Here is a 22,108-nt window from a genome sequence, read left to right on the forward strand (position 1 = left end):
TACGTGTCCACTCGCACGATTTTGGACCGTTATCAAACGAGTGCCTCGTATCTAGCGCGCATTTTACTCCGGTTTTCGGGCTTGTTGCTCACGGTGTATATGCTGACGTACATTTGGGAATTGAGTACGGTGATTCGCACCAGCGATGAGCCGGCTGGCACCGCTGCGGCGGCCTTCAACACGGCGATGGCTGCGTACAACACGACCTTCTGGCATATTACCCATGCGGTGGTTGTGGCGCTGGTGGTGTTGCATGCCCTAACTGGCTTGCGGGTTTTGACCCTTGAGGCAGGTTTTGGCGCTCGCTTCCAACGAGCCTCTTTCTGGCTTTCGTTGGTCTTGACGGTGGCGCTGTTTGTGCTGCTCTTTATTAAGATTATCGCCAATCTGGCGGCGTAACGGCTGGAAAGGAATCGCTTCAATGGTGCACCGAGATGTTATCAGCGTTACAAGCCGCGCTCAAAAGGTTAAAGTAGAACCTGGTGCGGGCACGCTGTTGTGGATTCTGCAACGCCTTTCTTCGTATGGTTTGTTGCTGTTTTTGCCAATCCACCTGTATTTTACCTATTTCACCAAGCTTGATACGCCAGCGCTGACCTTTAACGGCGCTCGCGAAACCTTCCGCGCATTTCCACTTTGGTATGTGCTGAACGAAGGGCTTTTGTTAATTTGTGCGCTGTTTCATGGCCTCAACGGCTTTCGTAATGTCATCTACGACTGGACAACCAATAGCGCTGTGCGCCATACGGTCAACTTTTTGTTGATTGTCTTGGGTATCGCCGGGGCAATTTTGGGCTTCTGGACGTTGTGGGCTTTGGCATAAGGAGTGTCGTCTGTGATTCAGCATGATGTAATTGTGGTTGGCAGTGGCATCGCTGGGATGCGCTGCGCCCTTGAAATTAAACGCAACGCGCCCAACGCCGATGTGGCGATTGTTACCAAACAGTATCCAGTACGGGCGGCTTCGGTCGTCGAACGCACCGGTATTGCCGCCGCCTTAGGTAATAGCAGCAGCGATAGCATCGAAGCACATATCAGCGATACCTTGACTTATGGCAAAAGCAATAATGCCGCTGCGGTCAAGGCGCTGTGCGAGCAAGCTCCCGCCGCTGTTTATGAGCTAGAGCACATGGGCTTGCCATTTAGCCGTTTGAAGAGTGGCCGGATCGCCCAACAAGCCGCCTATGGCCATTGCCAACCACGCTTGGCCAATGCTGGCGACCAAACTGGCCACGCAATTGTTACCACGTTGTATGGCGAAGTTGTACGCTTTGGGATCAAAGTTTATCCTGAGTGGTTTATGCTGGGCTTGGTGGTTGAAGGCAAAAACGTGCGTGGTGTTAGTGTGCTCGATATTCGCAGCAGCGAAATCGAAATTATCAACGCCAAAGTGACCGTGCTGGCAACTGGCAGCTATGGTCAACTCTACGCTACTTCCAGTGATTCATATGCCTCAACTGGCGATGGCCATGCTGCTGCTTTGCGAGCTGGGATCAACCTAACGGGCATGGATTTAGTCAATTTCCATCCCTTGGGCGTGGCCAATACTGGCTTGATTATCAACGAACAGGTACTGGCCGATGGCGCACATCTGCTTAACGCTAGCGAAAAACGTTTTACCAACGAACAAGCGAGTTTGGCCGAGGTAACCGCTGCGATCAATGCTGAAATTGCTGCTGGCAGAGGCGTTGATGGCCATGTGTGGCTGGATGTTCGCCATTTGCCAACTAGCCAAATTCGTGAGCGTTACCCACACGTATTGGATTACGCCGAAGATTTTGCAGGCGTTAATCCCAAACATGATTTTATTCCAGTCAAGCCAACCCAACAATCGAGCCTTGGTGGTTTGCCAACCGACCTCAATGGGAGCGTGGCTGGCTTCGAAGGTTTGTATGCAGTTGGGGCTTGCGCCAATAACGGCGTGCATGGCGAGCAAGCCTTGCCTGGCAACGAATTAGCAGCGGCTGTGGTGTTTGCCAAATTGGCAGGCGCTGCAATTGCAGGCAAACTGGGCACGGCCAGCTATGGCAACGTGCCAAGCTACGCCACCAGCAATGCTAGCGATGAAATCGAAGGCTTGTTCGGCCAAAAAGGTAGCCACAAATTGGGACTTGTGCGCAAAAACTTGCGTCAAGCCTTCAATAGCCAAGCCCACACTGCGGCCAGCGATGAACAACACGTTGGCTTGGTGCATAGCTTGCGCGAACAATTTGGCCAAATTGCCTTGCACGATAAAAATCGGCGCTTTAATACTGAATTGCTCGAAGCCCTAGAGCTTGATCGGCTGCTTGATGTGGCCGATGCTGTGGCGAAAGCAAGCGTGGCTGCGCTCTAAGCGGATTGGAATTCTCTCACCTACGAACCTTACAAGGGTTGGTTTCCGCTGCGAACCACTTGATTTTGTGGTTCATCGATGGATGCGTGCTGGTCCCTGATTGTCCTTGAGGGGGTGCAGGGGGATTAAAGCCCCCTGCGTCTCCCGCCTAGAGGCGGGACGGAAGGGTGGTGATCCGAATGCTGATTAACACACTACCCTTGAAAGAAATAAGGATCAGAGATGAGGGAACATCGACAATTATAAATGGCGTGAACCAATTCACTTAAGCGCTAGAACCTAGTGGAGTAGTTTCAATGAAAGTAACATTTCGTGTGCCACGCTTCGATGCTGCCACCGATTTTACCGCCAAATATCAGGTCTATCATGTTGAGGTAAATCAATTTACCACGATTCTTGATGCCTTGAACATCATCAAAGACGAACAAGATAGTAGCTTGACCTTTCGGCGTGGCTCGCAATCGGGCATCGATGGCTCATGCGGCATGATGATTAATGGCCGCAATCGCTTGGCTTCGACCACCCGTGTGTTGTCCTTAAATACCACTGAAATTGCTGTAGGGCCATTACCAGGCTTCCCAGTTATTCGCGATTTAGTGGTTGATTTCGATTCGTTTTTTGCCAAAGATGCAGTGATGTTGCCCTATTTGGTCACCGATATCGCTAAGCCTGCCGATGGCAAAGAGCGCTTGCAAAGCCCCAAAGATGCTAACCGCATCGCCTTGGCGGCTAGCTGTAATCAATGTGGTTGCTGTACCTCGGCCTGCCCAGTTCACTGGAGCAACGGCGAATATTATGGCCCATCAGCATTAACTCGCGCCTATCGCTTCGTCGAAGATTCACGCGACACCGCGATTAAGGCTCGCTTAGATATTGTTGGCTCTGAAACCGGCGTTTGGCGCTGCCATACCGTGTTCAACTGCTCAGAATGTCCTAAGTCGATTCCCAATGGCGAAAATATTCAAGCCCTCAAGCGCAAAATTATGCTGAATAAAATTGGCCTTGGGCGGATTGAAGTTAAAGTTGCTCGAACCGAAGCAACTGTCTAAATTCTATGACTGGGCAATCATCAATTCAAACCTTGCTGCACCATTGGCTCAAGCTGTTTGCCTTGGCGATTGCCCAGTTGGTTCAACGCTTCGCCAAGCCACCAAACCAGCTAGCAATGAATGTAGATCAAGCACCACCTATGTCTGTTACCCCAACCGACCAACCAGAATTTGAAGCCGAATTGTTCTCAATTGAGGTAGTTGCAAACCCTGAGTTTGAGACTGCTATGTTGATTGAGCCAGTTGAATTATCATCCCCAACACCAACCCTGACTGAGCATTTAAATCCAGATCTGTTGCTGCGAGCCGAGGCTGTGCTGTTTGTAGCAGGCGATCCGGTTGAGTATGCCACCTTGGCCAAGGCGCTCGAATTGCCTGAGCAGGACATTCCGCTGTTGATTGCTGATTTACGCCAGCGTTTCAATGGGCGCGGCATTCGGTTACAAGATCAAGCTGGTACCTTGCAATTGGTTAGTGCGCCTGAGGCAACCGATGCCCTTGAACGGTTTCTAGGGGTCAGCCAGCCGCAAAAACTCTCGCCAGCAGCCCTTGAGGTTTTGGCAATTATTGCCTATCGCCAACCAGTAACCCGGGCTGGGCTTGAAGCAATTCGGGGGGTTGATTCGAGTGGCGTTGTGCGTTCGCTCTTGGCGCGTGAATTAATTTATGAGGTTGGTCGGGCTGAAACAATTGGCCGCCCAGTGCTTTATGGCACAACCAGTCAATTTTTGCATATTTTTGGGATCACGAGTTTGGCTGAATTGCCAGCCTTTAATTTTGAACGCCAAGCCCCAATCGACCCCGACGCAACTCAAGAACGCCTGTTTTAAGCAATTTAGCTCCCTCACCCCAACGACTTTTTCTAAGCTGCTAGGGCAAGGGAATTCGCTATGATTAAACTGAAGATGCGACTTCGGCTGGCTCAGCCACGCTAGGTTCAGGTTTGGCCGAATGCGGTAAGGCTTTGAATAATTTCAAGCCCCATTGCACCGCAGGCCCGATGCTAACTGCAAACAACAAGGTGCCCCAACCAACATCACCGCCCATAATCCAGCCTAAAAACAATACAGATAGCTCAATGCCAGTGCGAACATGGCGCACAGGCCAGTTGAAACGTTTCACCAAAAACAGCATAAAACTATCGCGTGGGCCTGCTCCCATATTTGCCCCGATATAGGCTCCGATGCCAATGCCACACAGCACCAAGGCTATCAGATAGTAACCCAATTGCCAAGGCCATGAGCTTACCGCAGGAATAAACGGCATAGTTAGGTCGGTGACCAGCCCAATCAAAATAATATTGCTGATTGTGCCCCAACCAAAGCGAATATCAACCACCAGCAACATTGCCATCAGCGCAAAGCCAACTAGCTCGCTGACCAAACCCACCTTCAAGCCAGTTAGTTTGTTAATCCCTTGATGAAAGAGATCCCACGGTCCCAACCCAAAATGGCTCTGCATCATAAAGCTGATTGCGAGGCCATACATGCTCAAGCCAAAGATCAATTGAACCCATTGGCGAGCCGCAACTGGCCGAAAATCGAAGTGCCGCGCGATAAATGAACCAAACATAGAGCCATCCTTGTGGAGCAATAAACCAATAGTATGTGTTTAACAGATTGTCCTAGCAACAACGAGTGACAATCGTTGAACATGGATTAGGACAATTATAGCCAACTTTGACCGTAGGAGGATGGCGCTGCTTTTGCTATACTCGCCCTAGGTTTCGGTTGTTTCTCATTTTGGGAGGTTGTATGCAGCTTCGTGATCGTTTGGGCTGGATGTTGAGTGGTATTTTGCTGGGCATGTTGTTGATGGTGAGTTGCGATGTGGTCAATCAGGCTTCGACGGTTCAGCCAAGTGTGGCCGATGCTGCCGCTGTGCCTTCAACTGGCCCGTTGGCAACCGCCGCTGCCCAGATGCCCGTCAATCAGGCTGGGGTTGATGCCTATAGCAATGTAATTCGGGCGGTCTATAATCGGGGCAATCCTTCGGTCGTTCGCATCGATGTGCAAAGTAACCAAGGCGAATCGCTAGGCACTGGCTTTGTGATCGATAAACAGGGCCATATCGTCACCAATAATCACGTTGTTGGCAGCAGCCGTAGTGTGTTGGTTAATTTTATTGACGGCGAGGCAGCAATTGCCGATGTAATTGGCGTGGATAGCGATTCAGATTTGGCAGTGATCAAGGTGCGCAATCCAAATGCCAATATTTTGGTGCCAGTTGAGCTTGGCGATTCATCGGCGGTGCAAGTTGGCGATGTAGTGGTGGCGATTGGCAATCCTTACGGCGAGAATCGTACCGCCACGGCGGGGATCATCAGCGCAATTCGTGGAGCTAAAAACGAGGGTGGCGGCAGTACCTTCTCAATTCCTGGGGTGTTGCAAACTGACACAGCGATTAACCCAGGTAATTCGGGCGGGCCATTGTTCAACAGTCAAGGTCAAGTAATTGGGGTCAACACCTTTATTCTCGATCCATCGGGGCGCGGCGCGAATATTGGCTTGGGCTTTGCCGTGCCGATCAATTTAGTTAAGCTGGTTGCCCCAGCGATTATTCGTGATGGCAGCTATACTCATCCATTCTTTGGCGCGGTGGTGAGTAGCGTCGATAGCTATTTTGCTGAAGTTAACAATTTGCCCAGCAAAGGCATTATCATTACCCAACTCTATAATGGCCCTGCTGCCGAAGCTGGTTTGCAAGTTGGCGATGTGATTGTGGCGGTCAATGGTGAACCAATGCTCGAATCGGGCGATTTGATTTCATTGTTGGAATTAACAACCCAGCCCGGTGATCGGATTACAGTTACCGTAGCCGAAGGCAATGGCCGTACCCGTGATGTTCAAGTGCAGGTTGGGGCACGCCCAGGCCGCTAGATCAAACCAAGCAGCAAGATTCCACCTTCAGCCCTAGCAGGTTATGCTGGGGCTTTTGCTACAATACAGTCAGGTTTATCGAAAGGGGTTCTGTGTGTCAATCCGTACAAGTTTGGTTGATCTAACCTCGCGTTTAGTGGCGATTCCCAGTGTTTCCGCTGAAAAACGCGATTTGCAGCCAGTGATCGATCTGGTGGTGGCTGAGTTAGCCGATTATCCAGCGGCCTTGCTGCATCACCGTGATGCCAATGTCTACCCAATGTTGGTGGTCAATTTCAACCAAGAACTGCGTAGCGATCTTATCTTAAATGCGCATTTGGATGTTGTGCCAGCCCGCCCTGAGCAATGGCAAGCCTTCGAGCGTGATGGTAAATTGTATGGTCGTGGCACGCAAGATATGAAGGGATCGGCGGCAGTCTACATTGAAATTATTAAGGAAATTGCCCAATTGCCTGCTGCGCAACGCCCTAGTGTCAGCTTTCAATTTGTCACCGACGAGGAAATTGGCGGTGCTAATGGCACGGCTTTATTACGTGATGAAGGTTGGCAGGCCAATCTATTTATTGCTGGCGAGCCGACTAACCTGAATATTTGTCATGGAGCCAAGGGCATTTTATGGTTGGCAGTCGAGCAGCCAGGTGTGCCAGCCCACGGCTCGCGGCCTTGGGAAGGCGTGAATCCAATTGAGCGCTTGGCCAGTGGGCTTGGGCGTTTGTACGACTATTATCCAACTCCTGCGCAAGAAATTTGGCGTACTACAGTCACGCCTGCGATTATCAAAGGCGGCGATGCTGGTAACCGCATTCCAGCCAATGCCCAACTTAATCTTGATATTCGCTGGACACCTGAAGAAGGCGCTGATGCGGTGATTGATAACGTTAAGCAAGCCTTTGCGACTACCAGCGAACCCAACCCCAACGTGCAGATTTTGCATCGTGGCACGGCCCTAAATACGCCTGCCGAGGAGCCAAACTTACAACGAATTGTTGATGCTCAACAAACCAGCCTTGGTCGCCAAGCCCAACTCTTCCGCGAGCATTTCGGCTCTGATGCCCGTTTCTACAGCGATGCAGGCATTCCAGCAGTCTGTTGGGGGCCAGAAGGCGCAGGCTTACACACCGACGACGAGTGGGTCAGCATCGATGGCTTGGTCAATTATTATCAGGCGGTCAAAGCCCTGCTTGGGATGTAGGTGATCCACGAAGGCCGAGGGATCAGGGATCAGGGGTTAGGGGTCAGAAATCAGCTTGGCAGTACGAGGCTGATCCCTGGCCCCTGATAAACCCTGCACCTCTGTGTTAAAGCTTGCGCCCGGTCTTGCGCTTGCATCCTCAGCAATGATTAAAACAAATTGGCTACAGTACGGGAGCACTGTAGCCAATCAAGGAAGATATTGTAAAATTTTTAGCGGCGGGCTGGGCCTTGAGCCAAACGCCCAAGCAGACCACCTTGATTTGGTCGGCTAATATCGCTTGCTTGCGTTGCTGCTGGTTGGGTTGGCAGTGGAGCCGTCGTCAACTCAGGTTGTTTGGCTGGGGTTAGGGTTGGCGTTAAGCTAGCCAATGGCATCGGCGCAGTCGTTGGCTCCAACACCTTAGTTGCTAAGCTTTTAGCAGGATCAACCCCCATAATTGCCACCACGCCAGCTTTGACCAAGCGGACAATTGCTCGTGAAACATCGATTGGCTCGATGATCAAGCGTTCAGCGATCTGGCGAATGCTACTTTCTCCATTGATTGTTCGTGCTACCGCCACCGCCATCGAATCGAGTGGTTGGCTGGGCGTTGCGCCATTGCGAATGTAGGGAATCGCATTATCGCTAGGGATGAAAATGCGCAATTCGCTCCACGAACGAGCGCGATCCTCAGCTTCATCGCATAAGCTCATTGCATCCGAGAGCATTGTTTCTTGGGTTAGCTCGCGTAAATCGCGCACGGCGAATTCAGCGTTGGGTTCTTCAAATAGCAGCCAAACTGCCTCTGGCCCAACTTTATCGTTATATTCAGCGTGGCGTACCAGCCCATCGCGGGTCAGGATCAAGCCACGTCCATGTTTGCCGACAATTTCAAGCTCGCCACACATTGAGCTTTGTTGCATTAGTTCGAGTAATTCACGTAAAGGAAAGCTGTTGAATGTGCCTGTTAGTTCCATGGCAACCTCCCGAATCTGTTTGCCATAGTAACATAACTAACTTATACATATGTCAATCTGTAGTCCCCTTCTTGGTTAGTACTGAGATTTACTCCTGCGGTTAAAACAATCACGAGGCAGTAGTACTGCCCCGTGACTTCCGTTAATCCGAATTGATTATTTGGGATTTAGCGTGGTAATGGCCGTTCTGGCACGCCAGTCAAATCTTCTGGGGTGCTTGGGCGTTGCTCAGCAAAGACCAAGGTGGTGTTGGCTGGCACAATGTATGGCCCGCGAATGTTGTTGTATGTTCCACCGTTGATTTCGTGAGTTTCCAGAATCGCGCCATAGCTGGTCAAACCAAACGAATCGGCTTGCGCATAGATTCGACTGCCAGCACTGAGTTGGCCTGGTGGTACGAAGCTCAAATCTGAGCGATAGTATTGGCCACCGCTGATTAAGGTCAGGGTTGCGTTCGGTGCTAACACCGGCGCATTGGTTGGAATTGCCCATGCCATTCCGAAGAGCCCAATACTATTCCATGGTTGGTTGACTGCGGTCGGTGCTTGGGCTGGATTGATATAGGCATCAACCCAATAGCCGCCCGACAGTGGCTCCGAACCTGTGTTGCGAATCGTGACTCGAACTGTACCATTGAGCACTTGAATGCTATCAACCACTACGTCAACCGAGGCTGGTTTGGTCGCCATTGGGATGAAGACCAAAGCCCGATCATCATTGATGATCGTGATTGTGCTGGTGATTGGGGTGCCAAAGGCTGTTCCAGCTGGGTTGGTCAAGCTCAACAAGATGGTTTCGTTGAGTTCATAGGTGCTATCATCAAGGATTGGCACAATCACTTCAACGCTGGTTTGGCCTTGTGGGATGGTCAGCGTTTGAGTAACTGGGGTGTAATCGCTGAGATTGGCCGTACCGTTGCTAGTAGCAAAAGTTACCTGAACTGCGCTATTTGGATTTGGCGCGTTCAGTTGAACGGTTACGGTTGCGCTGCCAGTTGCTTCGACCACCTCGTAATTGTTGAGGCTGAAGCTGATGCGTGGCACAACCAAGGCCACAATCGCGCTAGCATTATTGTTGGCTAGCAGTTGGTCAATCTCATCGCTGACACTGACATTGTTGATTAAGGTTGTATCGCTCGCCAAGCTTGGGCTGATAATCCCCGAAATTTGAATCGAACCACTCGCGCCTGCTGGCAGATCATTGACCGTCCAAACGTAACTTGGGTTGGCTCCAGTATCGGTGATCGTCAAGCCTTGGCTGCTCACATTCACGTTGGTCAGCAATGGTGAGACAATATCGGTCAAGACGATGTTGCTGGTTTGCAGGTTGCCAGTGTTGGTCAGATGGATGGTAAAGGTGACTGGCGTGCCTGGCGTTGCAACACTTGGTGTAACTTGCTTGCTAATCGCTAAATCAACGCTGGTTATGGTGACAGTTACATCATCGCTGGCGTTGTAGCTACGTTCTAAGTTAACCGTACCACTGGCCGAAGTCCAACTGAGATCAACCTCGTTGACCAAGCTTGCGCCAATCGCTAAGGCTGGTGGCGAAGCGACGCGGGCTTGGTAGCCCAGTACCGTGGTCGAGCCAGTTGCGAAGCTAGCGAAGGTTGCTTCGACCGTTGTGCCATTGATTACAAAGCTGGTTGGAGCTGGGCCTGAGATAACGTTCAGCGAGCCAGCAACTGCACTCAAGCCGGTTGGCAAGCTATCTGCAACCAGCAGATCATAGGCGATCGAATTGCTTTGGGCGGTGTGTTCAATTGTCAAGGTGTAATCGAGCACTTGACCAAAGTCAGGCGTGCTGTCATCAACCGCCTTCACAATTGTCAAGGTTGGTTCAATCACATCGACGGTGGCGGTGTTGATTGTATCGGTCAAGCTTGGGTCGGCGCTACCATTGACGCTATTCAGCAGTTTCGCGCCACGCACCACGCTACTGCTACCATCGACGGTTGCTTGGTAGGTGATCGTAAAGCTGTCGTTATCGATGGCATTGGCAGCATTGACATTGCCTGGGTTGACCACGCTGCTCGCAGCAATCGTCAAGGTTTGACCACTGAGGTTAGCAGTCAAGCCATTGACGGTCATGCCGTTGGCGTTGGCAACGCTGGCCGAACCAGCGACATAGGTCAAGCCAACTGGCAAGGTGTCAACAAAGCTCAGATTGTTGGTCGTGCCTTCGAGTACCGTTGCGGTTAAGACATAGGTCACAACTTCGCCGAAGGTTACTTGGCTGCCAACTGTGCTAGCAATGCTGGTGCTCGCCACGGCTTTTTCAAGCTCAAAGCTGGTTGCAACTGCGTAATCCAACACATTGCTGTCAGCAGTGAAGCTTGGTAATTGTGATCCGCTAACATTCTTCCAGGTGATTGAACCTTCGCTGCTAGCCGTCGCACCTTGGTTGATGCTATTGGGCAGGGTGTATTCAATAACGACGGTTAGACGTTGGTCGTTGCTGCCATTGGTATTGATCAAGAGATTAATGTTGCCAGTGTTGATCAAATCGCCGTTGGCATCGAAGCCCAAATTGCCACTAAAGTTGGTGCTAGTTGCGCCATCGCTGACAATCGCCGAAACCAAGGCTGGTGTGCCAAAGCTTGCTGGCAAATCAACATTCAAATCGACATCATAGGCTGAGGCCAAGCTATTGGTGGTATGGCTAATCACCAGTTGCTGGCGGAGCTTATCGGCGGCATCTAAGCCACCATCAGCAGTAAGTTTGCTCAAATTGATGTTGAGATCTGGCTCAACCACAGTAACGGTAACTGAGTTATCGCTATCGCTCAGGTTGGGGCTAGCCGTGGCATCAACATCGTTGGTCAAGGCTGTACCCGAAGGCACGTTTTGGCCGACAGTTGCACGATAGATCAAGCTGAAACTATCGGTGTCGAGGCCATCACTTGGGTAGCTACCAGGGTTGGTCGCTGGATCGACGCGGAAGATCACATTTTGGCCAACGCTGGTCACTGTAAAGTTATTCAGCGTAATTCCGCCATTGCTCAAGATTGCGCCTGAGCCAACTTCATAGCTCATGCCAACTGGCAAGGTATCGGTCAGCACAATATTGCTGGTGCTACCTTCAATCACTGCTACTTCGAGGGTATAGGTGACGGTCTGGCCAGCTGAAACCGTACTAGCAGCGGGCACAATCGCCTTAGTCACTGTAAAGAACGAAGCAATTGCAGCGTCAACGCTATCGGTTTGGCTGTAGCGAGGCAAGCTCACATCTGCTGCGTTGCGCCATGTTACGCCGCTTTGCATGCTGGCCAAGCTGGCTGGAGCAGCAGTGTTGTTCACTTGAGCGCTAATCGTCAAGACAATTTGCGAGCCAATTGGCATGCTTGCTGGGGTATTGGTTTGCAGGTTGTTGCCAACAATTGCAAAGCTACCACCAGTTGCCCCGCCAGTTTGTTGGGCATTAACAATGTTCAAATTGCTGAGATTGCTGGTAAAGCTGCTGGTAATTGCCACGGTGTTGGCATCCTGGGCATTGGCTCCAGCAGGGTTGTTAATCGTCACGACGAAGGTGATTGGATCGCCTGCTTCGAGCTGGGCATCGCTGGTTTCAGCAACATTCAGCGTCAATTCAGGTTCTTGGACTGTGACGCTGACCGCATTGTTGTTATCAACCAAACCTGGGCCGGCGGTTGCATCAACATCGTTGGTTAGGGTTGCGCCCAAGCTCACATCGTTATCAACAGTTACCAAATAGCGAATTACAAAGCTATCGCTATCGGTTGCTGCGGCGTTATTGACATTACCTGGGTTGACCACGCTGCTGGTTGCAATCGTCAGGGTTTGGCCGCTAAGCGAGGCATTGAAGCCGTTGATCGTCATGCCATTGGCATCGAGCACTTGGGCTGAGCCAGCAACATAGCTCATACCAACCGGCAATGTATCGACCCATTGGGCATTATTGGTTGTGCCTTCCAGTACCGTCGTGGTTAAGGTATATTCAACTACTTGGCCTGGCGAAACTGTACTGGTTGCTGGCGAAATCGCCTTCGTTACGCTCCAAACACTTGGAACCGTAATTGTTGGTGATGAGCCATTGGCTATGTAAATTGGTCGGCTTACTCCACTGGCATTCGACCAAGAGATGTTTGCTGTGTTGCTAAAGCTCGCGGTTGGAGTAATGCTATCGCGAACTGCGCCTTGCACAATCACAGTCAAAACCTGATCGTTTGAGCCATTGGTATCAATCAAAAGATTGAGATTGCCAGTTACCCTGAGAACACCACCACTGAGCGAGAAATTACCAGAAACATTGGTGCTGGTAGCACCATCGCTGACAATTGCTGAAACCAGCGTCAGGTTTTGGAGTTCTAATGGCAAGGTGTCAGTCAGCAAGACCGACGTTGCATTATTGTTGCTGCTTGGCACGTGAGCTACGCGAATTTGGTAGCGTACCGTATCGCCAGCATCAACCCCACCAGTTGCGGTGGTGATGGTTTTGACTACGCTCAGGGTTGGTTCAACCACGGTCACCGACACCTGATTGTTGTTATCGACCAAGCTTGGGCTAGCACTTGAATCAAGGTCGTTGGTCAAAACAGTGCCACCAGCGACATTACCGACTACTGTTTGGTAGCTCATCAAGAAGGTGTCGATATCAACGCTGCCAGCATTGTTGGTATTGCCGGGGTTGACGATACTGGTTGCGCTAATCGTCAGGGTTTGGCCGCTGAGCGATACATTGAAATTGTTGATCGTCACGCCGTTGGCATTCGAGATTTGCGCCGAACCCGGCACATAGCTCATACCAGTTGGAATTGTATCAACCCAGACTGGATTGAGGGTTGTGCCTTCAATCACGGTCGTGCTAACGGTGTAAGTTACGACTTGACCGATGCTGACTTGGGTGATTGGCGGAACAATAAACTTACCAACTGTCCATGTGCTCGCCACATTGATCGTGGGAGTCGTGGCACTATCGTTATAGTTGGCGTTAAAGACACCGCCCGGGTTACGCCATGTAAGGTCGGCAGTATTGTTGATCGTGCTGAGTGGCGTAGTTGAGTCAGCCACCGCACCCCGAACCATCAAGGTCAACACTTGGTCGTTAGCGCCATTGGTGTTGAGATCCAGGCTAAGGTTGCCCGTGGTGCGTAATTGGCCTCCAACAATTGTGAAATTGCCAGCAACATTGGTGGTAGTTGCCCCATCACTGACTGTTGCCGAGAGAATGCTGGTAGCAGTCAATTGGCTTGGCAAGGTGTCGGTAATCATTACGCTAGTGGCGTTGGCTCCGCTACCTGCGGTTGGCTGCACCTTGATGAAATAGCGTACTTCATCACCAGCATCAACTCCAGTGGTGACTGAATTGATCGTCTTGCTGATGTTGAGTTCTGGCTCAACCACCGTAACTGTGACTTGATTGTTGGTATCGCTCAAGCCTGGGTCGGCACTCGCATCAACATCATTAGTTAAGAGCGTGCCGCTGGTGGCGTTGCCTGCTACGGTTGCCTGATAGGTAATCGTAAAGCTATCGGTATCGGCAACCGCTGCATTATCAACGTTGCCTGGATTGAGCACGCTGCTGGCGCTGATGGTTAGTACTTGGCCGCTGACATTGGCGGCAAAGCCATTGACCGTCATGCCGTTGGCATTTTCAATCACTGCCGAAGCTGGTACATACGTCATGCCAACTGGCAACGTATCAACCCATTGAATATTATCGGTTGTACCTTCGATTAAGGTTGTGCTCAATCGGTAGGTAACGGTTGCTCCAGCCCCAACTTCAGGGCCAGGTGCAACTACCGTTTTGGCTACGCTAAAGCTGTTGGCAACGGTAATCGTTGGCGCAAGATCGGTCGCCGTGTAGCTGGCCCGTTGGACACCAGCGCTATTTCGCCATGTGACGGTTGCAGCGTTAGCAATCGCGCCACCTGGGTTAATTTGGTTGCGGACTTGGCCTGCCACGATAATCGTCAAACGTTGATCATTGGTACCATTAGTATCAAGCAACAAGTTTGGTGGCGTGATAGTTACTAAATCGCCGCTACCATTGATTGCAAAGTTGCTAGAAACATCGGTGTTGGTTGCGCCATCGCTAATCGTGGCACTTTCAATCACAAAGTTTGGCACGCCAGCTGGCATATCATCGCTGATATTGATATTAAATGCGTTGGCATTGCTTGCGGCTTGATGCGAGACCTCAATCCGGTAGCGCACGGTATCGCCAGCATCAACCCCGACTGAACTGGTTGTGAGTGCTTTATCAATTGCCAAGCTTGGCTCAACCACTGTAACGCTGGCTGAATTATTGTTGTCACTCAAACCTGGGTTGGCACTCGCATCAACATCGTTGGTCAATACTGTGCCAGCAACATTGCCAGCAACATCATTCACGGTCGCTTGATAACTGACGGTAAATGCATCGGTATCGGCAACGGCAGCATTATCAACATTGCCGGGGTTGGTTACACTAGTGGCATCAATTGTTAATACTTGACCACTGATCGAAGCATTCAGCCCAGTAACTGTCATGCCGTTAGCATTTTCAATCACTGCTGAGGCAGGTACATAGCTCATGCCTGCGGGCAAGGTATCGACCCATTGCAGATTATTGGTTGTACCTTCAATCACGGTCGTGCTCAAGCGATAGGTGACGGTTGCGCCGACGGCAACGTTTGCGCCTGGGGCGGCCACCGTCTTGGTGACACTAAAGCTAGCTGGAATCGTGATCGTTGGTGCAAGATCGGTGGCGGTATAGCTGGCCCGTTGCACACTTTCGCTATTGCGCCATGTGACAGTTGCGGCGTTGGCAATCGTGCCACCTGGATTAACCGTGTTGCGAACCGTTCCGCGCATCACAATCACCAAGACTTGATCACTTGGCCCATTAGTATTGAGCGCTAGGTCTACTGGCGTAAGTGTGACCAAATCGCCACTGCCATTGATGCTAAAGTTGCTCGCAACATCAGTGGTAGTAGCACCATCGTTGATGATCGCACTTTCAATCACTGTGCCTTGCAAAGCGGCAGGCATATCATCGGTGATATTCAGGCCAAAGGCGTTGGCATTACTGGTTGCTTGAGGGAAGACTTCAATGCGGTAACGCACGGTATCGAAAGCATCGACCCCAGCGGTGCTGGTGCTGATGCTCTTATCAATCGACAAGAGTGGCTCACGCACTGTAACACTAACCGAGTTATTGTTATCGGCTGCTACGCCATCAGCAGTCGCATCAACATCATTGGCTAGCACCGTACCAGCAACATTGCCAGGCACATCGTTGACCCGAGCCTGATACGAAATCGTAAAGCTATCTGTATCCATAGTTGCCGAATTATCGACATTACCAGGATTGACGACACTTGCTGTAGCGAAGGTCAGGGTCTGACCCGAGAGTGAGACGGTAACGGTTGCAATGGTCATCCCATTTGGGGTTATGGTTGATGAGCCAGAAACATAGCTCATGCCAACCGGCAAGGTATCAACCAATTGCAGATTATTGGTTGTGCCTTCTAAGACATTGACGGTTAATTGATAGGTAACAATACTGCCAATGGTAGGTGTGCCACCTGCAATTACTGTTTTGGTTACCGTAAATGGTGCTGGAACCGTAATATTTGGCGCGGCGCTCGAATCGTTGTAATTTGAGCGTTGGAGTGAGGTTGCGTTGCGCCAAGTAATATTGGCGGTGTTGGCAATCGTTGCGCCAGGCGTTACTGCATTGGTAACAACCCCACGAACAATAATCGTTAAGGATTGATCGGTTGTGCCATTGGTATTGATATTAAGATTGGTAGCGGTTGTCGTCGAAAGTTGGCCTGAGCCATTGATTGTGAAATTACTGGTCACATCAGTATTGGTTGCGCCATCGCTGATCGTTGCCGATTCAACAACTGGTGAACCAAGCAATGCCGGAAGATCATCAACCACACTCAGATCATAGGCTTGGGCCGTGCTGGCAGCGGTATGATCGACCCGAATGCGGTAGCGCACGGTGTCGCCAGCATCGACGGCGGTTGATACGCCAACAATTGTTTTGCTCACATCCAAGAATGGCTCAACGATCGTCAGGTTGTGGGTATTGCCAGTATCACCTTGGCTTGGGTTGGCTGCGGCATTGACACTATTGGTCAAAACCACGCCGCTGACATTGGCTGGTACATCAAGCACTTTTACTTGATAGGATAAGCGGAACACATCGCTATCAGCGGTTGCCCCGTTATCAACATTGCCTGGGTTAACCACACTGCTTGCATTAATCGTCAAGGTTTGGCCGCTGACATTGGCAATTAAGCCATTGATTGTCATGCCATTGCTATTACTAACGTTAATTGAGCCTAGCACATAACTGGTATTCGCAGGCAAGGTATCAACAAATTGTAAGTTATTAGTCCTGCCTTCAATCACCCCAACATCAAGATGATAAGTAACATCTTGGTTAATCAAGGCCTCAGTTTCAAGGCTCGATTTGCTGACGGTAAAGGCGCGGGCCATGGTTGCATTGACATTGGCACTGCTATCAGTCAAGCCAGCAACCGTGCCAAGTGAGGCGCTATTGCTCCAAGTCGTATTAGCAACATTGCCAAAAACTGTACCTGCCACAGTTGTATCAGCAACTTTGGCGTTGAGCACTAAAGTTAGTTTTTCGCTGTTGTTGCCATTGGAACGATAGCGCAGATTAAACGGCGCTGTTGTGGCTAGGTCGCCACTTCCAATAGACATATTACCTGCTACGTTGGTATTCGTTGCTCCATCGCTTACGATAGCGCTAACAATACTGGGGCTATTGAGTTGAGCTGGTAAATCATCAGTCAGGTTGAGGTTAAATCCATCGGCTAAACTCAACGAAACCGTATCAGCCCCTTCAACAATGGTGGCATGTTCCACTTCAATTTGATAGGTGATCGTATCAAAGGCATCGAGGTTGGTAATATTGCTGGTGATGGTTTTGCGCACATTCAGAATTGGCGTAATCAATTGGCCAAAAATTTCTGATTCGCCCGCTGTTTGACCATCACGATTATCGGCCCCACCCCAGACAACCAAGCTATGGTTGAGGGTCTGGCCAGCGTAGGCAATCCCAATGAAGCCATTGGCAAAATGAGTATCACTGCCACTTGGCCCCATATCGCTCACTTGCACATCATTGGGAGCGATGCGTGCGCCAGTTTGGGCATTAATTTTTTGAGTAAAGATTTCGCGTTCGGTATTGCCAGGCGCACTGGGAGCCATCCAGGCGATAATAAATTGGTTATCGCGTGAGTTATAGGTAATCGCGGGGTCGGTTGAAACCCCGGTATTGGTTGATGAGAGCGCCAACAGGCCACCACTCAGCGCACCAGTTGCTCCATTGACCAGCTGACCATAGACGTTATAGACCGAGTTGGTCACATTATCGCCCGACCAAATAACCATGTAGAGATTATTATTGGGATTATAACCAACATTAACATCAAACGAATCTTGATTAACGTTATTGGCGATCAAGAAATCGTCAGCGCCAACCTCAGTTAAGGCTGCGCTCAAACGTTGACCATAAACATCAAAATCGCCGTCGGTGCCACTATCATCGGAGCGCCAAACGACTAAATATTCATTATTGACACTATTCCACACAATATTCGGGTCTTCAGGGCGGATGGTGGCAGTACCAGTTGTACCAACATCGGAAACTTTAACATCGCCACCGATCTCGATCAGGTTGCCGCCGCTATAGCCGAGCAACTGAACATACACTTCAAATTCACCCTCGGCTCGTCCGCCAACCATATCATCGCCATACCAAACCACTGCATATTGGTTGTTGGTGGCGTTATAAGCCACGGATGGCTCAAAGGCATCAAGCGTATTTACGCCATCTGCGCCCATTTGGCTTACTCGGAAGGGAGTGCCAATCAAGCTACCATTGGCAGCAACCCGCTGAGCATAGATTTCTAGTTCATTGGTGATCCCGGCGGCGGCTTGGCTATCGCCTTCAAAAATCACTAAATATTCGTTATTGACGCTATTCCAAACTACTTGCGGCTTGGCGTAGGTATCTTGAACATCAGCATCATCGGCAATCAAAAAGTCGTTGGTGCCAATTTCAGCACCAGTCGCTGCATCGATTAACTGACCATGCAAGTTTAATGAGCCAGTGGCAGTTTCTAAGCCTTCCCACACCAACAGATATTGGCTATCGGTGGCATTATAGGCAACCACAGGATTAACGGCGATACTGCCATCACTATTGCCAAGCCCACCCATATCGCTCAACAACACATCGTTGGAGCCAAGGAGGGGCGCAGCCATCGGGCGTTCAGCCAACGTTTGGGCTTGCTGCACAGGCTTTGGAGCGGCAAAGGCTCCACTTCCTTGCAGCACAAACAGCACTCCAGCTAGGAGTGCCGCTACCACAGCAGAAAGTCGAGATTGTTTCAACACAGCGGGATACCTTTCTGTTTGGGTTACCTTCATCAGACACACAAATATGAGTTGAGCCAGCCACTGCGTGGCGCTTGTTCGATTGTGCGAAGCAGTGGATGAAGATCAAGATTCGCCAGCTCAAGTGGCATAACTTGGTTGGTGGCTTGATCGGTTGGATGAGCTTGAACAATAAACAATGTAGGCACACTGGTTTGTTGGCTTGAATAGCGCTCGATTGAGCCGCGTGGAGTTGTCCATACCGCCTTGGCTAGCACTTGCAAGCGCTGTTGATCGTCAGAATTGGGCGAATCAAGCAAGGCTTGAGCGAGGTAAGCCCCAGCTTCTAGACCTAAAAGATGCGCCAATGCTTCAAATGGGCTTGTTGCTGCATTCGCTGTCGCAAGCGCATCTGGATGCCATGGCAAACAGGTAGTTAGGGCTAACTTTGAGCGTAGCTCAGGCTCGATTTCAAACCAAACCATTGGGCTAAGCACTAACTGACGCTTGCCAACAAACGGGCTATCTATCCACGCTGCTAAAAATTGTTTTGCCTCAGGGCCGCATGCCGTATAAAAGAGCAGATCGCTAGGGGTTTCTGCCAAATAATGCCAGAGTGGCGCAAAATTGCCGCGATCGGGCGCAACATGGCTCAGGTAGTGGCCAGTTGCCTCGCCTCCAGCATGGTTAAACCCCTCTAAAAGGGCATAATGCAGATCATAACCACTATCGTAGTGGCTCAGCGCATGCACAGTTGTGCGGCCCAAATGTTCAGCCGCCCAACGCCCAAGCGCATAGTGGGCCTGCCATAACCCCAAACTGTGTTGAACAATCCACGGATGTTGTTCGCTGTGGCGCGGAATATTTTCACCAAGATTGACAACCAGCGTTGGGCGTGGCATGCGCTCCAAAAAGGGCGTAACGTATTCGATTAAGCCAGTTTGAAGCCACAGCACTAAAATATCGACCTGACGGTTGCCGAGCAATTGTTGGATTTTTTGCTCAAGCATAATCACTCCAGCCCCAACTTCTTCAACATACACGTGTACATCGTTGATAATGCCATCGTGAATGCTGGGGGCTAGAGCGCTACGAAACCCTTGTTCAAATTGCTCAGCAATCGCCGATCGATCGACTGCGAAAGGGATGAGCATACCAATACCCAAACGCTGATTGTTCATTCCTTTAAATCCTCAACCAAATTAAGTTTGTGATGGGAAGATGCCTTGTAAGGCAATACAAAAATTAATTGTCAAAAACGGAGCCATATTCAGGTGGGCTTGGCTGCCCCCAACATTGCTAACCGCCAGTGGGTTCATCGTACCATTTGGGCCTGTGGTGGTATAGCCATTGACCCCACTCGAACGGGCAGGCGGATAGCCACTAGCGCTATTGGCTGGTTGGTTTGAGGCGGCTAAGCTATGATTATGGGTTGGTAATTCTGTAATACTCAAGGTATGTGCTTGCTCACCCGCCCGTTCGCCTAAAGTATGCCCACCACCCATATGGATCGGAACGCGCCCACGTAAATCGGGCAAAGCAAAATTAACGCGACCATCGCCACCATAGGTTGTACCCAAGAGCGAAAAGAGGGCTTGGTTTTGGTTGATTGGCAACAATTGGCCATTACACAAAGCCCAACCACGTGGGGCAAATACGAACGAAAACAGGCGAATTTCGGCTAAAAATGGTTCTGCCATATTAATGTCATCCTCTTAAATAGCTTAATGCCGATCGTTCGAACTTAGGTGCGGGGTGGGAAGACCCCTTGTAGGGCAATAATAAAATTCAGGGTTAGATAGGGCTGCATATTATTATGCGGTTGATCTCCACCAGTTAATGAAAGTTCTTGCGGCGATAGCGTTGTATCGGGAGCATTGCGAAAGGCATCGGTTGATTCGCTGCCACCAAAGAGATTATTCGTTGGATCAGCGTTATTGCCATCGATCCCAACATAATTAAAGATATGGTTATGGCTGGGGATTTCGCTTTGTAATAAGGTGACAGTTTCAGAACCACCAGTTTCTCCCAGATCGCGTAAACTCAAGCCTGGCCCTTGTCCTTGATGCATTGGGGAACGCCCTTGGAAATCGGGCAGGGCAAAGTTGCTTTTGCCATTCCCCCCATAGGTTGTACCTAATAACGAAAATAAAGCGGTATTTTGGGAAAGTGGCAACAACTGACCATCACAAAAAGCCCAACCGCGGGGTGCAAAATTGAATCCAACAATCCGAATTTCAGCGACAAATGGGTCTGACATACAAGCACCTCAACAATTACATATACTTAACGATTCAAGGCCTGTTTTTTTCGCTTAGGTTGGGGAGGGGAAGATGCCATATAACGAAATAATGAAATCTACAACTAAATAGGGGGACATATTCATATGTGGCTGCGAACCACCAAGCAGGCCAATGGTGTTGTTGGCAAATGGCGAAAGATCCCCAGCGGTTGCGCCTGCAACATATAAATTGGTTGCCCCAGCCTTGGCCCAAAATCCATTTTGCGGAATATTGGTTGTACCATTGTTCGAGCTGACCAAAGCTGGGTGGCTATGGGCAGGTATTTGTGAAACCGTCAGCGTGACTTCTTCCACTCCACCCGTTTCAGCCAAAACGAACCCGTTGCCTTGATGCAATGGAAAACGCCCACGTAAATCGGGCAAGGCAAAGGTTTCTTGGCCATCGCCGCCATAGGTTGTGCCAATTAATTGAAAAAGGGTTTCATACTCTGAGATTGGCAACAATTGTCCTTCGCAGAACATCCAGCCAGCCGGGGCAAAATTGCCACCAAACATCCGAATTTCACCAACATACGGTTGTCCCATGTGCGATCCTCCAAAAACTAAGGCCGCCATTCCATTTCGGTATACATACTCAAGCCACCGACAGCTTGAAATCCGAGGCGCTCGTACCAAGTACTTACCTGCGGATTTTCTTTATAGACATATAAACGAATCCGGCGTTGGCTAGCCTTAGCTTCAGCAATAAACTGAGTCATAAGTTGCCGACCAATGCCACGCCCACGAAATTGGGGCAGGATCGTTATATCTAAAACGCGCATTAGGGTTAAACTTTGAAATGTGTACCAGTTGCCAACTGGCTTGGCTTTATACAGCACAATTTGGTAGTTGCCATCGGGGTAGTGTTGCATGTAGTGGGCATGCTGGGCATGATATTGCATTTTGATGAAATCGGCCTTACGGGTTTCATCCCAATCAACGCGAGCCAATTCGGCTGCCCGCGTCGAGGCATACAAATTAAGTAGCAGCGACTCATCCTTAGGAGTCGCTGCCCGCAGACTCAGTGGGGCTGCTAATCCAATCATCGGTGA

15 protein-coding genes are annotated in these 22,108 nt (G+C 50.2%); 7 read left to right on the forward strand and 8 right to left on the reverse strand.

Annotated elements, in window-relative coordinates; genetic code table 11:
* Positions 1–3 precede the first annotated feature (3 nt).
* The 5 genes from ABEB26_RS00325 to scpB all read left to right on the forward strand — a co-directional run bounded on the left by ABEB26_RS00325 (position 4) and on the right by scpB (position 4,214).
* Positions 4–399: a succinate dehydrogenase/fumarate reductase transmembrane subunit gene (locus tag ABEB26_RS00325; protein WP_012191313.1), complete on the forward strand. Its 396-nt coding sequence runs from the start codon at positions 4–6 to the stop codon at positions 397–399.
* A 22-nt stretch (positions 400–421) separates the two neighbouring features.
* Positions 422–823, forward strand: coding sequence for a succinate dehydrogenase, hydrophobic membrane anchor protein (locus ABEB26_RS00330; RefSeq protein WP_345719947.1), 402 nt, complete (start codon positions 422–424; stop codon positions 821–823).
* 12 nt (positions 824–835) lie between these two features.
* Complete coding sequence (locus ABEB26_RS00335) at positions 836–2,335, forward strand: FAD-binding protein (protein ID WP_345719948.1); 1,500 nt, start codon at positions 836–838, stop codon at positions 2,333–2,335.
* Positions 2,336–2,631: 296 nt separating this feature from the next.
* Positions 2,632–3,384: a succinate dehydrogenase/fumarate reductase iron-sulfur subunit gene (locus ABEB26_RS00340; RefSeq protein ID WP_345719949.1), complete on the forward strand. Its 753-nt coding sequence runs from the start codon at positions 2,632–2,634 to the stop codon at positions 3,382–3,384.
* Positions 3,385–3,389: 5 nt separating this feature from the next.
* Positions 3,390–4,214: an SMC-Scp complex subunit ScpB gene (gene scpB, locus ABEB26_RS00345; RefSeq protein ID WP_345719950.1), complete on the forward strand. Its 825-nt coding sequence runs from the start codon at positions 3,390–3,392 to the stop codon at positions 4,212–4,214.
* A 64-nt stretch (positions 4,215–4,278) separates the two neighbouring features.
* Here the strand turns inward: scpB and ABEB26_RS00350 are convergent, their stop codons facing one another.
* Complete coding sequence (locus ABEB26_RS00350) at positions 4,279–4,956, reverse strand: YczE/YyaS/YitT family protein (protein WP_345719951.1); 678 nt, start codon at positions 4,954–4,956, stop codon at positions 4,279–4,281.
* Positions 4,957–5,138: 182 nt separating this feature from the next.
* Between ABEB26_RS00350 and ABEB26_RS00355 the strand changes: the two genes are divergently transcribed.
* Positions 5,139–6,263 (forward strand): S1C family serine protease, encoded by a 1,125-nt coding sequence (locus tag ABEB26_RS00355; RefSeq protein ID WP_345719952.1) that lies wholly within the window; start codon positions 5,139–5,141, stop codon positions 6,261–6,263.
* 94 nt (positions 6,264–6,357) lie between these two features.
* Entirely contained in the window at positions 6,358–7,455 is a 1,098-nt protein-coding gene (locus tag ABEB26_RS00360; protein ID WP_345719953.1) for a M20 family metallopeptidase, read from the forward strand.
* Positions 7,456–7,667: 212 nt separating this feature from the next.
* On the opposite strand, the gene ABEB26_RS00365 is transcribed toward ABEB26_RS00360, so the two are convergent.
* The 7 genes from ABEB26_RS00365 to ABEB26_RS00395 all read right to left on the reverse strand — a co-directional run bounded on the left by ABEB26_RS00365 (position 7,668) and on the right by ABEB26_RS00395 (position 22,102).
* Positions 7,668–8,414: a DUF4388 domain-containing protein gene (locus tag ABEB26_RS00365; RefSeq protein ID WP_345719954.1), complete on the reverse strand. Its 747-nt coding sequence runs from the start codon at positions 8,412–8,414 to the stop codon at positions 7,668–7,670.
* 167 nt (positions 8,415–8,581) lie between these two features.
* Positions 8,582–18,796 carry an isopeptide-forming domain-containing fimbrial protein gene (locus ABEB26_RS00370; RefSeq protein WP_345719955.1) on the reverse strand — a complete coding sequence of 3,405 codons (10,215 nt, stop codon included), beginning with the start codon at positions 18,794–18,796 and terminating at the stop codon, positions 8,582–8,584.
* A 32-nt stretch (positions 18,797–18,828) separates the two neighbouring features.
* Complete coding sequence (locus ABEB26_RS00375) at positions 18,829–19,956, reverse strand: ABC transporter substrate-binding protein (RefSeq protein ID WP_345719956.1); 1,128 nt, start codon at positions 19,954–19,956, stop codon at positions 18,829–18,831.
* 21 nt (positions 19,957–19,977) lie between these two features.
* On the reverse strand, positions 19,978–20,475 hold the full coding sequence (locus ABEB26_RS00380; RefSeq protein WP_345719957.1) for a phage tail protein: 498 nt from the start codon (positions 20,473–20,475) through the stop codon (positions 19,978–19,980).
* 44 nt (positions 20,476–20,519) lie between these two features.
* Positions 20,520–21,035, reverse strand: a complete 516-nt coding sequence (locus ABEB26_RS00385; RefSeq protein ID WP_345719958.1) for a phage tail protein — start codon at positions 21,033–21,035, stop codon at positions 20,520–20,522.
* 54 nt (positions 21,036–21,089) lie between these two features.
* Entirely contained in the window at positions 21,090–21,602 is a 513-nt protein-coding gene (locus ABEB26_RS00390) for a phage tail protein (RefSeq protein ID WP_345719959.1), read from the reverse strand.
* Positions 21,603–21,619: 17 nt separating this feature from the next.
* Entirely contained in the window at positions 21,620–22,102 is a 483-nt protein-coding gene (locus ABEB26_RS00395) for a GNAT family N-acetyltransferase (protein ID WP_345719960.1), read from the reverse strand.
* Positions 22,103–22,108: the final 6 nt, after the last annotated feature.

This window comes from Herpetosiphon gulosus (assembly GCF_039545135.1).
Lineage (GTDB): Bacteria > Chloroflexota > Chloroflexia > Chloroflexales > Herpetosiphonaceae > Herpetosiphon > Herpetosiphon gulosus.

What these genes read in the sequence shown, in the direction of transcription:
- ABEB26_RS00330 (WP_345719947.1), top strand. Translation starts at nt 422, where the DNA reads ATGGTGCACCGAGATGTTATCAGCGTTACAAGCCGCGCTCAAAAGGTT.
- ABEB26_RS00340 (WP_345719949.1), top strand. Translation starts at nt 2,632, where the DNA reads ATGAAAGTAACATTTCGTGTGCCACGCTTCGATGCTGCCACCGATTTT.
- scpB (WP_345719950.1), top strand. Translation starts at nt 3,390, where the DNA reads ATGACTGGGCAATCATCAATTCAAACCTTGCTGCACCATTGGCTCAAG.
- ABEB26_RS00350 (WP_345719951.1), bottom strand. Translation starts at nt 4,956, where the DNA reads ATGTTTGGTTCATTTATCGCGCGGCACTTCGATTTTCGGCCAGTTGCG.
- ABEB26_RS00355 (WP_345719952.1), top strand. Translation starts at nt 5,139, where the DNA reads ATGCAGCTTCGTGATCGTTTGGGCTGGATGTTGAGTGGTATTTTGCTG.
- ABEB26_RS00365 (WP_345719954.1), bottom strand. Translation starts at nt 8,414, where the DNA reads ATGGAACTAACAGGCACATTCAACAGCTTTCCTTTACGTGAATTACTC.
- ABEB26_RS00375 (WP_345719956.1), bottom strand. Translation starts at nt 19,956, where the DNA reads ATGAACAATCAGCGTTTGGGTATTGGTATGCTCATCCCTTTCGCAGTC.
- ABEB26_RS00380 (WP_345719957.1), bottom strand. Translation starts at nt 20,475, where the DNA reads ATGGCAGAACCATTTTTAGCCGAAATTCGCCTGTTTTCGTTCGTATTT.
- ABEB26_RS00385 (WP_345719958.1), bottom strand. Translation starts at nt 21,035, where the DNA reads ATGTCAGACCCATTTGTCGCTGAAATTCGGATTGTTGGATTCAATTTT.
- ABEB26_RS00390 (WP_345719959.1), bottom strand. Translation starts at nt 21,602, where the DNA reads ATGGGACAACCGTATGTTGGTGAAATTCGGATGTTTGGTGGCAATTTT.
- ABEB26_RS00395 (WP_345719960.1), bottom strand. Translation starts at nt 22,102, where the DNA reads ATGATTGGATTAGCAGCCCCACTGAGTCTGCGGGCAGCGACTCCTAAG.